This is a genomic window from Aquaspirillum soli (assembly GCF_054781915.1).
Map to the genome: position 1 here is coordinate 114771 of NZ_BAAGTM010000003.1, position 14615 is coordinate 129385.

The window sequence follows — 14615 nt, forward strand, 5'->3', positions numbered from 1 at the left end:
ACAGTCATGGTCTTATGACAACAGGAGATGAAAAACATGCGTATCACAAAATTGTTGTTCGCTGCGGTGTTGGCTGGTACCGCTCTCGGTGCTCATGCTGCCCCCCAAGATCCAATCGAAGCGCGTAAAGCGGTCTTCAAAGAATACAAAAAAGTGTTCGGTGAGCAGATGGGCGAGGTGATTAAAGGGAAACAACCTTACGACAAAGCCGCTTTTGCTAAGTTGGCCAGCGATATGGATGCTTTGGCAAAAAAACCATGGGAGCATTTTCCTGCCGGTAGCGACAAGGGCAAAACCAACTCCCGCGCTGACATTTGGACCAAACCTGCCGAATTCAAAAAGGCCATCGATCAGCATCAAGCTGAAACTGCAAAATTGGTACAAGTGGCACAAACTGGTGATTTAGCCCAAATCAAACCACAGTTTGGTGCAGTACAAAAAACCTGTAAAAGCTGTCACGACCAGTTTAAGAAAGAAGACTAGCCGGTTGTAAGCAGCATAAAAATTTCTTTTCTTTGACTCTTGTCAAACAAGACGGATAGGTATATAGTCCGCCGTCTTGTCTCTATGGCGGGTCTCCTCGCATTGCAATGTAGTGAACCTGGTCAGGTCCGGAAGGAAGCAGCCACAGCTATGATTTGCAAGTGCCGGGGTTAAGGCTCGCCACCTCCGCTTTATTCTGTTGTTGTATTTTTCTTCTCTTGAATTTTTCTGCTGTGAACTCATCTGTTATAACTGAAAAGATGTTGCATTTTGAACAATATGTAACATTCTCTTGTTTGTCATGGGCGAATTCTTTGCATAGAATGGCTAATGAATTGGTCATTTTTTAGCGATGGCCATCAGTAGAAACCGCAGTAAGAAAAGTTTTTTGCAAATTTTGCTGGTTTTTTTGAAGATATTGTTTATAAAATTCAGGGAGCGGTTGTTTCATTAGTCAAAACGAGAGGACAAATGATTCAACCACTGCAACTTTCAACATGGTTTTTATGTCGGAAAGGCTGTAGTGAATGTTCTTTGTTGGTAAGCGAGGAAGATGAAATTGCAAAATCAAGCTTGCTCCTACCGTAAACACTAGGCATGAAATCGGCGCCATCACGGATATCAACACCGAATAGTGATGGTGTGGTGGTTAACGTTAAAGATAGCACTCTGAACAGAAAGGAGAGGCGAGGACAGGGTCGTTTAGATGACGACGCGCTATCCCTACCCGTGCACATTAGCCGGGCTTGCTCGCACACAATCAATGAAATTGTTTGAAAAAATCCAAAACCCTCGTGAAATCCGTCGCAAACTGGGCTTGAACCAGCAAGAATTCTGGAGCCGCATCGGTGTGACGCAATCTGGTGGTTCTCGCTACGAATCTGGCCGCAACATGCCTAAGCCTGTGCGCGAATTGTTGCGCTTGGTGCACATCGAGCAAATCGATTTGTCCAAAGTGAAACGCGAAGATTTTGAAATCATTGAGTATCTCAAAGAAACGCATCCAGATCTGTACAAGAGCTTGCGTAAGGCAGTGAAAGCAAAGACCGAAGCGGCTCAAGCCGAGTCTGGCGACGCGCTGGGTTCGACCATCGGCTGATCTTGATCGGATTAGCTGCGGTAATGCCGCAACAAAAACCCCGCGATGTAAACAGCAAGTATCCCTTGCTTCACATCGCGGGGTTGTTTTTTGGGGCGTGGTTATTGTTTTGGCGGTTCTTCATTTGCTTTGCGAATAAAGACAATGGCACAGACCACCACCACAATCGTCGCCACGACGATTGTACCTAGACTCATCAACCCCACATCTGATGACAGCATTTCTTTGAGCAGAGCCATCGCTGTTCTCCTTGCTTAGTTAAAATAGATTGCGTCAATTTGACGCAGTTTGTCCTTCTCTATCTTGAGCCAAGTCAAAAAACATATCACATTTATATGAAATGTGATGCTGCCGTATATGATAGGTTGTTACCCAATACGCGGAAAGCCTTGGGGTTCAGCCCGAGGTCAAGAGCGCGGACGCTGAAAGCGGCCTAGTGGGATTGTTTGTGATTATCTCAGAATATCAATCAGCTCATCACAACAGCTTGCTATAATTCTGTCATGGAAACCGTCAAAACACTGAAACTACGCATCAAAGACAAGCACGCGAAAGTGTTGCTGGCGATGGCGCGTGATGTGAATACGGTTTGGAATTTTTGCAACGAAACGCAGTATCGAAGCTTGCGACGTTATACGAACAAACCGCAGCGTTGGTTATCGGGGTTTGATCTGCAAAAACTCACCAACGGTTTCAGCAAATGCGACGGGGTTCATATTGGCTCAAGCACCCAGCAAGCGGTTTGTGAAGAATTTGCAACCCGACTGAGACAGTTCAAAAAACAACGTCTGAATTGGCGTGTCAGCAACAAGACATCCCCCAAATACTCACTCGGCTGGATTCCCTTTAAAAAAGGTGCGTTAACCTACAAAAATGGCCAAGTTCGCTTCAAGGGTATCCACATGAGCTTGTGGGATTCCTACGGCTTGTCAAAATACGAATTCCGAGCAGGCAGTTTTAACGAAGATTCTCGTGGCCGTTGGTATCTCAACGTAGTAGTGAAGTGTCAAACCGAAGCCAAGCCGGTTCAATATGGCGCGTCAGCCATCGGGATTGATCTGGGTCTAAAAACCCTTGCAACAGACAGCAACGGCGGCAAATTCGAGCCAAAACAGTGGTATCGAGAATCAGAGGCAGCGCTTGGTATTGCGCAACGCGCACGAAAGAAAGCCCGTGTGAGAGCGATACACGCCAAAATTGCCAACCAGCGCAAAGATGCCATCCACAAAGAAACGACACGTCTTGTCAAAGCTCACGCCATCATCTTCATTGGTAATGTGAACGCCAAGGCACTCGCCAAAACACCGATGGCAAAATCGGTGCACGATGCGGCGTGGACAACGTTCAGAACACAACTCAAGTACAAGGCCATGAGGCAATGTGTGGTGTTCGAGGAAATCAACGAAGCGTTTTCAACCCAAACCTGCTCGTGCTGCGGGAAAATTCCCGCCAGCAGTCCGAAAGGTAGAGCAAGTTTGCGAATAAGAGCATGGATTTGCAGCGAATGTGGTGCAACACACGACCGCGATACCAACGCTGCCAAAAACATTCTCGCGGCGGGACTTCGCCGTCTGGCAGCAGGAATCCCCGCTCTTTAGGGCGGGGAGGAAGTCAATGAATATTTGGTGCCTTTGGAGACGTCTATGTACTACCCTAACCCGAATCAACCTGACCGACTGGCCGCTGCGGCTAAAGTGACACTATTTGTCTATATTTTACAGGGGCTTGCCTTTTTCCTCGGCGGCTTGCCTGCGGTGGCGGGGATTATTATCAACTATCTCAAGCGTGATGCCGTGGCCGGTACATGGCTAGAATCGCACTTTCGTTGGCAAATTCGTACTTTTTGGTATGGATTGCTGTGGACTGGGCTGGGATTGTTAACATCGTGGCTAGGTGTTGGCTTTATTGTATTGGGGATAGTTTGGGTGTGGACGTTGTATCGGGTGATTCGTGGCTGGCTGAACTACAATGATCAACGCCCGATGTATGGTTTGTACTACCACCCTTAAATCGGTACGGCAAGAAAAACGCCGTTCGGCAAACACCGAACGGCGACAAGGACCGGTGCCTGGGATCGCCACACCGGTAGAACGACACACACTACCCACCAATAGATCGCGTCACGACCCATTGGCGCAAAACAAACCTTGTTTCAGTTAAAAGGTGTCTGCGGGGACTCGAACCCACCCTTCCATTAAAATTCGCGCACTGCGGCTCATAATAGCCTTGGTAACCGTCCAAGTACCATCAACCTGTTTGGCCTCTGCGCCGACACGCAACGTCCCAGACGGATGACCAAAACGCACTGCTTGCCGTTCTCCACCGCCGGCGGCGAGGTTAACTAAGGTGCCGGGGATAGCGGCAGCGGTACCAATCGCGACAGCAGCAGTGCCCATCATGGCATGATGCAGTTTGCCCATCGATAAAGCGCGTACCAATAAGTCAATTTCATTGGCTTGGATTGTTTTGCCGCTGGAAGCCACATAATCAGTGGGGGGGGCAACAAAAGCGATTTTGGGCGTATGTTGGCGTTTGAGAGCTTCTTCTGGTGTTTTGATTAAGCCCATCCGCAAAGCCCCTGCCACCCGAATCGCCTCAAAGCGTTTCAATGCTTCGGGATCGGTATTGATCTGTTCGCGTAATTCTGTGCCAGTGTAACCAATGTCTGCCGCATTAACGAACACCGTAGGGATACCGGCTGTAATCATTGTGGCTTTGAAAGTCCCAACACCGGGCACTTCTAAATCATCAACCAGATTACCCGTTGGGAACATCGAGCCGCCTTCTTCGCCATCATCAGACGGATCCATGAACTCCAATACGATTTCTGCCGCAGGGAAGGTCACACCATCGAGTTCAAAATCACCGCTTTCTTGCACTTGTCCATTGACCACAGGGACATGGGCGATAATGGTTTTTTGGATATTCGCTTGCCAAATTCGGACGACAGCTGTGCCATTGTCTGGAATTCGTGCTGGATCAACGAGACCTGCATGGATGGCAAAGGCACCGGCGGCAGTAGAAAGATTGCCACAGTTACCCGACCAATCGACAAAGGCCTTATCGATAGAGACTTGACCATATAAATAGTCCACGTCATGGTCTGGTACGCTGGATTGAGAAAGAATCACGCACTTGCTGGTGCTTGAAGTGGCACCACCCATGCCGTCGATATGGGCACTATAGGGGTCGGGGCTACCGATCACCCGCATGAATAATTTATCACGTGCTTCACCGGGGACTTGGCAACTGGCTGGCAAATCTTGTAAGCGGAAAAACACACCTTTGCTGGTGCCACCACGCATGTATGTGGCGGGGATTTTCATTTGAGGTAGGTGAGCCATGACAATCAATCCTCATCAAGCGCGGCAGCACAGCACGCGATTGGGGTCATTCAAAAAAAGTCCGGCAGCCCACTCCATGTGTAAAACATAGAGTGGGACAGCAGAGCAATCGGACAATTAAGCTGAAGCAGAAGACGCTAAGAAGTCTTGTGCAAAGCGTTGTAACACCCCGCCTGCTTCATAAATCGACACTTCTTCTGCCGTGTCGAGACGACAGGTAACGGCGACTTCGACTGTTTCACCATTTTTACGATGGATCACCAAGGTCAAGTCGGCGCGTGGTTTGCGCTCACCAATCACATCATAGGTTTCCGTGCCGTCAATGTTCAGGGTTTTGCGATTCACACCGGGCTTAAACTCAAGTGGCAGCACACCCATACCGACCAAGTTGGTGCGGTGGATACGCTCAAAGCCTTCTGCCACAATTGCTTCTACCCCTGCCAAACGTACCCCTTTGGCGGCCCAGTCACGCGAAGAGCCTTGGCCATAGTCAGCACCGGCCACGATAATCAGCGGCTGCTTGCGGTCCATATAGGTTTCGATGGCCTCCCACATACGCATCACTTTGCCATCCGGCTCAACGCGAGCCAGCGAACCCTTTTTCACTTCGCCATCAACAACAGCCATTTCATTCACCAACTGTGGGTTGGCAAAGGTGGCGCGCATTGCGGTCAAGTGATCGCCACGGTGGGTGGCGTACGAGTTGAAGTCTTCTTCTGGCAAGCCCATTTTCGCCAGATATTCACCGGCGGCTGAACTGGCCAAAATCGCGTTGGACGGCGACAGGTGGTCGGTGGTGATGTTGTCTGGCAACACCGCCAGTGGGCGCATCCCTTTGAGTGTGCGTGGGTTGGCAGCCAGCGCACCGACCCCTTCGGTATCCCAGTAGGGTGGGCGGCGAATGTAAGTAGACATCGGGCGCCAGTCATACAGAGGGCTCTTGGCCTCTTCCACTGTACCGAGGTCGAACATCGGAATGTAAATCTGTTTGAATTGCTCTGGTTTTACCGAGGCAGCAACGATGGCGTCGATTTCTTCATCAGAAGGCCAAATGTCTTTCAGGCGAATCTCTTTGCCATCGACCACGGTGAGGACATCATTTTCAATATCAAAGCGTACCGTACCCGCGATGGCATAGGCGACCACCAATGGAGGTGATGCTAAGAAAGCTTGTTTGGCATAGGGATGAATCCGGCCATCAAAGTTACGATTACCAGACAACACCGCTGTAGCGTACAAATCGCGATCAATGATTTCTTGTTGGATTTTTGGATCGAGCGCACCAGACATGCCGTTACAGGTGGTGCAAGCGAAAGCCACAATACCAAAACCGAGTTTTTCCAGCTCAGGTAATAAACCGGATTCTTGCAGGTATAACTCAGCGACTTTAGAACCGGGGGCAAACGAGGATTTCACCCAAGGTTTACGCACCAAGCCCAACTCATTGGCTTTTTTCGCCAGCAGACCAGCGGCAACGACGTTACGTGGGTTGGAGGTATTAGTACAGCTGGTGATAGCGGCAATAATCACTGCGCCATCGGGCATCAAACCCTGTGCTTCTTCTGCTTTGGCCTTATCAAGATCCACCGCAATACCGCGTTCGGCCAAGGCGCTGGTTGGCAAGCGGCGGTGTGGGTTGGATGGGCCAGCCATATTACGCACGACGCTAGACAGATCAAACTCAAGCACGCGTTCGTATTCTGCTTTTACCAAGCTATCTGCCCACAGACCGGTGACTTTGGCGTAGTTTTCTACCAAAGCGACTTGTTCGGACTCGCGGCCAGTCAATTTCAGATAATCGATGGTTTGTTCATCGATGTAGAACATGGCAGCGGTTGCACCATATTCTGGACACATATTGGAGATGGTGGCGCGGTCACCGATTGACAGGCTGGCAGCGCCATCACCGAAGAATTCAACATACGCACCGACCACCCGTTCCTTGCGCAGGAATTCGGTCAATGCCAAAACAATATCCGTGGCGGTAATGCCGGGTTGACGTTTGCCAGTCAATTTCACACCGACGATATCTGGCAAGCGCATCATCGAAGCGCGGCCCAACATCACGGTTTCTGCTTCCAAACCACCTACACCAATCGCAATCACGCCCAAGGCATCAACATGCGGGGTGTGGCTATCGGTACCGACACAGGTATCTGGGAACGCAATGCCGTCACGCACTTGAATCACCGGCGACATTTTTTCCAAGTTGATTTGGTGCATGATGCCGTTACCAGCAGGAATCACATCCACATTCTTAAACGCGGTACGCGTCCAATCAATAAAGTGGAAACGGTCTTCGTTGCGGCGTTCTTCGATGGCGCGGTTTTTGGCAAAAGCGTCTGGATCATCACCACCACATTCAACAGCCAGCGAATGGTCAACGATCAACTGGGTCGGGACCACTGGGTTGACTTTAGCTGGGTCACCGCCTTGTTCTGCAATCGCATCACGCAAACCTGCCAAATCCACCAGCGCAGTTTGACCTAAGATGTCATGACACACCACCCGTGCGGGATACCAAGGAAAGTCCAGATCGCGTTTGCGCTCGATGAGTTGCTTGAGAGAGTCGGTTAGGGTAGCGGGATCGCAACGACGCACTAAGTTTTCTGCCAACACACGCGAGGTATAAGGCAGGGTATCGTATGCGCCAGGTTGAATGGCCTCGACTGCGGCGCGCGCGTCGAAATAATCCAGAGAAGTACCGGGCAGAGGTTTGCGGTTTGCTGTGTTCATGATGTCGATGCAAAAAGAGAAGTCATAACTCGGCAAGGGGGCCGTAGCCCCCCCATGCTTGATTACCGCTGAGCGATAGGCACGAATTCCAGATTTTCTGGGCCGGTGTAATTGGCGCTTGGGCGAATGATCTTGCCATCAATGCGTTGCTCGATCACGTGTGCTGCCCAGCCAGTGGTACGAGCAATCACGAACAATGGGGTGAACATGGCGGTTGGCACACCCATCATGTGGTAAGACACGGCGCTGAACCAATCGAGGTTCGGGAACATTTTCTTGATGTCCCACATCACGCTTTCCAAACGCTCGGCGATGTCATACATCTTCATGTCGCCAGCGGCTTCGGACAACTCTTGTGCCACTTGTTTGATCACTTTGTTACGTGGATCGGAGATGGTGTAAACCGGATGACCAAAACCAATCACCACTTCTTTACGCTCAACGCGTGCTTTGATGTCAGCTTCGGCTTCGTCTGGGGTTTCGTAGCGTTTTTGCACTTCGAATGCCACTTCGTTGGCACCACCGTGTTTTGGACCACGCAAAGCACCGATGGCCCCCGTGATGGCACTGTACATATCCGATCCTGTGCCGGCAATCACACGGCCAGTGAAGGTCGAAGCGTTAAATTCGTGTTCTGCGTACAGAATCAACGAAGTGTGCATGGCTTTTACCCACAGTTCGGAAGGTTTTTCGCCATGTAACAGATGCAAGAAATGACCACCGACAGAATCATCATCGGTTTCTACATCAATGCGTTTGCCGTTGGTGCTGAAGTGGTACCAGTACAACAAAGCCGAACCCAAGGATGCAATCAAACGGTCGGCGATATCGCGCGCGCCGGGGCTGTTGTGGTCATCTTTTTCTGGCAAGGCACAACCCAACACCGACACTGCGGTACGCATCACATCCATTGGATGGCTGGCGGCTGGCAAGGCTTCCAATGCGGTTTTCACTGCCACTGGCAAGCCACGCAGGGCTTTCAATTTTTTCTTGTAACCGACCAATTCGGCGGTGTTTGGCAATTTGCCATGAATCAGCAGATAAGCGATTTCTTCGAATTCGCAGGTGGTCGCGATATCGAGAATGTCGTAACCACGGTAGTGCAAGTCATTACCGGTACGGCCAACGGTACACAAAGCGGTGTTACCAGCGGCTACGCCAGACAAGGCAACAGATTTTTTAACTTTAGGGGCTTGTGCTGCTTCGGTCATGGGTGAGTCTCCTGAGTAGGCAGTGACATTAAGTGAGGCAACTGCGTGGTAAAGCGTTGTGTCAGTGTGCACAACGCCCTTATTAAATTCGGTTATTTATTTTTACCTTCGGCAAACAGCGCATCGAGCTTCTGTTCGTAGTCGTGGTAGCCCAAGTGATCGTACAATTCCATGCGGGTTTGCATTAAATCAACCACGTGTTTTTGTGTACCGTGTTCACGCAGGCTGCCATAGACCGCCAATGCGGCTTTGCTCATGGCGCGGAATGCGGACAGGGGATACAACACCAAGCTAACGCCGTTTTCGCCCAATTCTTGTGTGGTATACAGTGGTGTGGAGCCAAATTCGGTGATATTGGCCAATACAGGCACGCCAACTGCTTCAGCAAATTGCTTATACATGGCCAAATCGGTGATGGCTTCTGGGAAGATCATGTCAGCACCGGCTTCCACACATGCGCGGGCACGGTCGATAGCCGACTGTAAACCTTCAACTGCCAGCGCATCGGTACGCGCCATAATGACAAAGCTGTCATCGCGGCGAGCGTCAGTTGCGGCTTTCACCCGATCAACCATTTCTTCTTGGCTAACAATCGCCTTATTTGGGCGGTGACCACAGCGTTTTTGTTGCACTTGGTCTTCAATATGCACAGCACCGGCACCGGCTTTTTCCAAAGCGCGGACAGCGCGCGCGATATTGAAGGCGCCACCCCAACCCGTATCGATGTCCACCAACAACGGCAGTTCGGTGACTTCAGTAATCCGGCGCACATCAATCAACACATCTTCTAATGTGGTGATGCCCAAGTCTGGAATCCCGCAAGAGCAAGCCGCCACACCGCCACCGGACAGATATAAGGCTTTGAAACCCGAATGTTCAGCAAGACGGGCGGCATAGGCATTCACCGCCCCAACAACTTGGAGTGGGTGTTCTTCTTGAACGGCTTGACGGAAGCGCTGGCCGGCTGTGGTCATAGTAACTCTCCTGAAGGAAACTGGGGTTGTGCTGCGGGGTTACCGAGCAATTGCTTGGTATTCTAGCAAGTGCTTGGTTTAGGCGTAAATAGAAGATGCAATATCTTCATCAAACTGCAACAAGGGAATGATTGGCAATCTAAAGCAGAAGATTGTTTTGTTGGGAACTTTTGCCACCATCGTTGTTCTTACCTGACAACTTATGCGTGTATCAAATGTAGCACAGTGCACTGAAATGTAAGCAGTGTGTCGCAGCTGTTCACCGTACCCACTGCATGTTCGCGGTAACTTGGCCAAGTGATGTCATCTCAATCCAATCTCGATTGGGACGACCTGCGTAACGAAAGAATAATGAATCATGACTGAACGAGAAGTCGATGAAGATTTGGTGCGCCGAGCACAACGAGGTGAGCCTCGTGCGTTTGATCTGTTGGTTTTGAAATATCAACGGCGCCTCATGCGGTTAATCAGTCGCTATCTGCGCGATCCTGCCGAAGTCGAGGATGCGGCGCAAGAAGCTTTTGTCAAAGCGTATCGGGCTTTGCCGAACTTCCGTGGTGATAGTGCTTTTTACACATGGCTGTATCGAATTGGCATCAATACTGCCAAAAATTACATCAGTGCTGGCAGTCGTCGAATTGTGGTAAACGGCGATACACTAGATGACGAAGGCGAGTGGCAAGATTCCTTTGCTCACGGTAGTGATTTGGCGACGCCTGAGGCGGAATTGTCCAATAAGCAAATTGTCGCCACTGTTCACGCTGCCACAGAAGCCTTGCCAGAGGAGTTGCGTACTGCTATTACGCTGCGCGAATTGGAAGGGCTGAGTTATGAAGAAATTGCACGGGTGATGGATTGTCCGATTGGTACGGTACGTTCGCGTATTTTCCGTGCTCGCGAAGCGATTGCCGCGCGTTTGCGCCCGATTCTGGAAACATCTGAAGATAGAAGGTGGTAATGATGTCAAAACATGATGAGGATAAGCTGGCCGAGCTGTCGGCGTGGTTAGACGGTGAGGTTGACGACCCTGCCGAATCTGCCCGTTTAGCTCGATTGGCCGCAAGCGACGCGCTATTAAACGAGCGTTGGCAGACCTATCACCTTATCGGTGACGCCTTGCGGGGCGATGCGGGGGTGGTGGGCCGTTCGGTGGCTGATCGAGTACGCGAAGCCCTACAACATGAACCGGTGATTCTAGCGCCACGGGCTTTTGAACAAAAAGCAGCGCCACAAAATGCGATCACCGCTGACCCAATGGCTGATGCTGTTGAACCTGCACCTTCGGTGAGTCCTATCCAAGAACAACCGCCAGCAAAACCACGCATGATGCCCTCGGCTTGGTGGTTTACTGCCACGGCAGCATCGGTGTTTGCTTTGAGTTGGTGGTTTGCACCACAGTGGGAATCGGCGGTGTCGGCGACTCCTGTTGCTGCTGTCAGTGTGAAAGCAGAATCAACAGTCTCGGCGCGGGCGCCGATGGTGGCCGACCAAACGGCAGTGGCATGGCGTGATGTGGGTGTCAATAACCCTTATCTTTATGCACATCAAGAAGGGGTGTTTGCGCCCGTGATGGCACAACGAGTGGCCCTGTCTGGAGAAAATCGTTGATGCGCTGGCGCCACGGGCTGGCCATCGGCTTGTTATGTCAGGCAAGCTGGGTAATGGCAAATAACGAGGCGGGCGTCGCATTATTGGAGAAAGCCACACTCGCCGCTCAGCAAACCAGCTATCAAGGTAGCTATGTATTACATGCCGATGCACAGCTGACTGCATTACAGATTATTCACCATTGGAGTCCTGATGGTGTATTAGAAAAACGCAGTTCCCTCGAAGGCGAAACATGGGAAGCATGGCGTGACGGTCATCTGATTCGTTTATTTGCTCCGCACCATGCCGGCAAAATGGCGGCGCACACGGCACTCGCTCGTCCCTACCCCAATATCTTTACTGGTGAGCCAAAACATATTCTTAACCACTATCGCTTACAGCGATTACATCTTGATCGTGCCGCTGGACAAAATTGCCTGTGGTGGGCATTGGTGCCGATTGAGCCGAATCGGTTTGTCCGCCATGTCTGTTTTCAACCGGATAGCGGTATGGTGATGAAAACCCAAGTGTTAGATGTTGATGGCAAGGTATTAGAGAGACTGATGTTTACGGCGTTCTCTCGCCAAGTCCCGCCGCCCAACACTTGGCCAAAACCCGCATTTCCTGAACAACGGCGCTTTGTCGAGCCACCAACCACGAACAATAATGTTGCCACCACCGACATCTTGACCTTACCCGCCGGTTTCTATCTATTGAAAGATCGCAGCCGCACTTTCCCCGACGGTCGGCAAGCCGTGCGGCATTTGACTTTTAGCGATGGTTTGGCGCGTTTTTCGGTGTTTATTGAGCCGGTACAGCCACAAATGCGACCTGTTAAGATGGAAGGTCAAGGCGCCACACGGCTCTACATTCGTCAGCGTGATGGAATGCGAGTGACGGTGGTAGGTGATTTGCCGGATAATGCTTTGCGTGATATTGCTGAATCCGTTTCAGCAAAACGTTAATCCGCCGATTTTTTAGCCCACGACCCTTATGATTGAAACAGAAGCATATGTCATCTCTGTAGCAGATGGCATGGCATGGGTAGAAACCCGTCCTCATCAAGCTTGCCCAAATTGCGATCCTGTTCATGGGTGTCGTTCACTTTCGATAGCTCGTGTCTTTGCGCTTAAACCACAACAATATCAAGTCCTCGATCCTCTGCACTCTCAACCAGGGGATCAAGTGGTGGTTGCTGTCGCTGAACAAGCACTGACCCGCAGTGCGCTACTGGGTTATGTCGTGCCGTTATTGGCCCTATTTTTTGGTGCCATGTTGGGGGCGCTGATGAGTGAGTTGGTTTCAGTGGTAGCCGCAGTGGTTGCCTTTTTGGGTTCACTCTTGATGATTCGACAATACGCAGCCAAATACCGTGGCAATGCTGTGTTTCAGCCTGTGATTTTACGTCGCTTACCGCAACAGCGGCGTTGTGTGGAGAAGCCATGTCAGCTCAAAAAAAATTCAGCCAACTCTTAATTGCCAGTAGTCTTGCTGCTTTGTTGGCCGTGGCGATGCCGGTAACGGCGGCACCACTGGTGAACAATCTGCCCGATTTTTCGCAATTAGTCGAAAAAGAAGGCCGTGCAGTGGTCAATATTTCGACTAAGCAAACGGTACGACAACGGCAAAATGCCTCGCCATTTCCCGATGAATTGTTAAACGATCCGTTATTCGAATTCTTCCGCCGTTTTGGTCAACCACAAACTGCACCGCAGCGTGAGTTTCAAGCCAGTTCTCTGGGGTCTGGCTTTATTATTTCACCAGATGGTTATGTGTTAACCAACGCCCATGTGGTAGCAAAAGCAGATGAAATCACCGTGACTTTCACTGACAAGCGTGAATATCGTGCCAAATTGATTGGCGCCGATGCGCGGACGGATGTGGCATTGCTCAAAATCGAGGCCAATAATTTGCCGTCGGTTTCTTTGGGTAATCCCGCGCAACTGAAAGTCGGTGAGTGGGTGGTGGCGATTGGCTCTCCCTTTGGTTTTGAAAGTTCGGTCACAGCGGGGATTGTCTCGGCTAAAGGGCGCCGGTTGCCAGATGAATCCTATGTGCCTTTTATTCAAACTGATGTTGCCGTTAACCCGGGTAACTCTGGTGGCCCGTTGTTCAATATGAATGGCCAAGTTGTTGGGATTAACTCGCAAATTTACAGCCGCTCTGGTGGTTTTATGGGGATTAGCTTTGCTATCCCGATTGATGTGGCGATGCAAATTGCTGATCAACTGAAAAATAAAGGCCGTGTGGTGCGTGGCCGGATTGGTGTCACCATTCAAGAGCTGTCGCGTGATTTAGCGGCCTCTTTTGGCTTGACCTCTGCCAATGGTGCGCTGGTCAATGCAGTAGAGCCGGGGGGACCGGCTGAGCGTGCAGGGTTACGCACTGGCGATATTATTTTGAAGGTCAATGGGCAGGCGATTGAAAACTCTGCTGATTTACCGCGTCAAGTGGGTAATAGCCAACCCGGTAAGCCCATTCAATTAGAAATTTGGCGTAATCGTGGCCTGCGACTGGTCTCTGTGACACCGGATGAGATCCGCGAAGCAGAGGGCCGTCTGGCACAACGCGAACCGAAGCGGAACCCCGAACCTGCCGGTCAAGTGGCTGCCCCGCGTTTAGGTTTACAGCTAGTTGAATTACCAGCGGCACAACTGGCACGCTTTCAGGTGAAATTTGGTTTGTTGGTGCAGCGAGTCGGTGCAGGGGCTCAGCGTGCTGGGGTGCAAACGGGCGATGTGATTATTGGGGTTGGTAACGAGATGCTGAGCAATAGCGAACAATTCCGCCAAGCCGTCAACGAGGCCAAACCCGGTGGTGCACTGGCGCTGCGTATTCTGCGTGGCGGCGGCACCTTGTTTGTTGCTATTCCTGTTGGGGCAGAATAAATGACACCACCCATTACCCTGACCCTCTACTTTCGCGAGTATTGTAGTTTGTGTCATACCATGCTGGCGCAGTTAAAACAGTTGCAACAAACCTATCCATTTTTATTGGATATTCGAGATGTCGATGCCGACCCTGAACTAGAAGCCCGCTTTGACGAAAAGGTGCCAGTTTTAATGTACGAGGAAGAAGAACTCTGTCATTGGCATCTCGACCTGACACGGGTTAATGCTTTCCTAAAGGAAATCCGCTAGAATCGCGCGCTGTTAAGCGTCTTTAGAGGGCACCGCGTGTG

15 protein-coding genes and 1 other RNA gene are annotated in these 14615 nt (G+C 50.8%); 11 read left to right on the plus strand and 5 right to left on the minus strand.

The genetic code is table 11. The annotated features are described in order from the left end of the window. The first annotated feature begins 36 nt into the window (after positions 1-36). The 3 genes from ACYVJG_RS04400 (at position 37) to ACYVJG_RS04410 (ending at position 1582) form a co-directional block, all read left to right on the plus strand. Positions 37-483: a c-type cytochrome gene (locus ACYVJG_RS04400; RefSeq protein WP_460429974.1), complete on the plus strand. Its 447-nt coding sequence runs from the start codon at positions 37-39 to the stop codon at positions 481-483. Between the two features lie 86 nt (positions 484-569). Next, positions 570-668: signal recognition particle sRNA small type (ffs, locus tag ACYVJG_RS04405), an RNA gene on the plus strand. Between the two features lie 578 nt (positions 669-1246). Next, complete coding sequence (locus ACYVJG_RS04410; protein ID WP_022652827.1) at positions 1247-1582, plus strand: helix-turn-helix domain-containing protein; 336 nt, start codon at positions 1247-1249, stop codon at positions 1580-1582. 101 nt (positions 1583-1683) lie between these two features. On the opposite strand, the gene ACYVJG_RS04415 is transcribed toward ACYVJG_RS04410, so the two are convergent. After that, positions 1684-1821 (minus strand): DUF3149 domain-containing protein, encoded by a 138-nt coding sequence (locus ACYVJG_RS04415; RefSeq protein WP_022652826.1) that lies wholly within the window; start codon positions 1819-1821, stop codon positions 1684-1686. A 264-nt stretch (positions 1822-2085) separates the two neighbouring features. Between ACYVJG_RS04415 and ACYVJG_RS04420 the strand changes: the two genes are divergently transcribed. Together ACYVJG_RS04420 and ACYVJG_RS04425 are read left to right on the plus strand one after the other, a co-directional pair. Continuing rightward, a complete protein-coding gene (locus tag ACYVJG_RS04420; protein WP_460429975.1) occupies positions 2086-3180 on the plus strand; it encodes an RNA-guided endonuclease InsQ/TnpB family protein in 1095 nt (364 codons plus the stop codon). A gap of 45 nt (positions 3181-3225) precedes the next feature. Next, positions 3226-3591 carry a DUF4870 family protein gene (locus tag ACYVJG_RS04425; RefSeq protein WP_460429976.1) on the plus strand — a complete coding sequence of 122 codons (366 nt, stop codon included), beginning with the start codon at positions 3226-3228 and terminating at the stop codon, positions 3589-3591. A gap of 147 nt (positions 3592-3738) precedes the next feature. On the opposite strand, the gene prpF is transcribed toward ACYVJG_RS04425, so the two are convergent. The 4 genes from prpF to prpB all read right to left on the minus strand — a co-directional run bounded on the left by prpF (position 3739) and on the right by prpB (position 9847). Then, positions 3739-4926, minus strand: coding sequence for a 2-methylaconitate cis-trans isomerase PrpF (gene prpF / locus ACYVJG_RS04430; RefSeq protein WP_022652824.1), 1188 nt, complete (start codon positions 4924-4926; stop codon positions 3739-3741). A 117-nt stretch (positions 4927-5043) separates the two neighbouring features. Further along, complete coding sequence (gene acnD, locus ACYVJG_RS04435) at positions 5044-7662, minus strand: Fe/S-dependent 2-methylisocitrate dehydratase AcnD (RefSeq protein ID WP_460429977.1); 2619 nt, start codon at positions 7660-7662, stop codon at positions 5044-5046. 62 nt (positions 7663-7724) lie between these two features. Next, on the minus strand, positions 7725-8873 hold the full coding sequence (prpC, locus tag ACYVJG_RS04440; protein WP_022652822.1) for a bifunctional 2-methylcitrate synthase/citrate synthase: 1149 nt from the start codon (positions 8871-8873) through the stop codon (positions 7725-7727). 92 nt (positions 8874-8965) lie between these two features. Then, a complete protein-coding gene (gene prpB / locus ACYVJG_RS04445; protein ID WP_022652821.1) occupies positions 8966-9847 on the minus strand; it encodes a methylisocitrate lyase in 882 nt (293 codons plus the stop codon). A 358-nt stretch (positions 9848-10205) separates the two neighbouring features. Between prpB and rpoE the strand changes: the two genes are divergently transcribed. The 6 genes from rpoE (at position 10206) to ACYVJG_RS04475 (ending at position 14574) form a co-directional block, all read left to right on the plus strand. After that, on the plus strand, positions 10206-10805 hold the full coding sequence (rpoE, locus tag ACYVJG_RS04450; RefSeq protein ID WP_460429978.1) for an RNA polymerase sigma factor RpoE: 600 nt from the start codon (positions 10206-10208) through the stop codon (positions 10803-10805). Beyond that, entirely contained in the window at positions 10805-11455 is a 651-nt protein-coding gene (locus tag ACYVJG_RS04455) for an RseA family anti-sigma factor (RefSeq protein WP_460429979.1), read from the plus strand. The genes rpoE and ACYVJG_RS04455 overlap by 1 nt, the downstream gene beginning before the upstream one ends. Then, positions 11455-12399, plus strand: a complete 945-nt coding sequence (locus ACYVJG_RS04460; RefSeq protein WP_460429980.1) for a MucB/RseB C-terminal domain-containing protein — start codon at positions 11455-11457, stop codon at positions 12397-12399. The genes ACYVJG_RS04455 and ACYVJG_RS04460 overlap by 1 nt, the downstream gene beginning before the upstream one ends. A 70-nt stretch (positions 12400-12469) precedes the next feature. Further along, on the plus strand, positions 12470-12910 hold the full coding sequence (locus ACYVJG_RS04465) for a SoxR reducing system RseC family protein (protein ID WP_460429981.1): 441 nt from the start codon (positions 12470-12472) through the stop codon (positions 12908-12910). Continuing rightward, the gene (locus ACYVJG_RS04470) at positions 12877-14322 is read left to right on the plus strand and encodes a DegQ family serine endoprotease (protein ID WP_460429982.1); all 1446 of its coding nucleotides are present in this window, start codon (positions 12877-12879) and stop codon (positions 14320-14322) included. Before ACYVJG_RS04465 ends, ACYVJG_RS04470 begins: the two co-directional genes overlap by 34 nt. After that, complete coding sequence (locus tag ACYVJG_RS04475; protein WP_460429983.1) at positions 14323-14574, plus strand: glutaredoxin family protein; 252 nt, start codon at positions 14323-14325, stop codon at positions 14572-14574. It begins immediately after the preceding gene. The last annotated feature ends 41 nt before the right edge of the window (positions 14575-14615 follow it).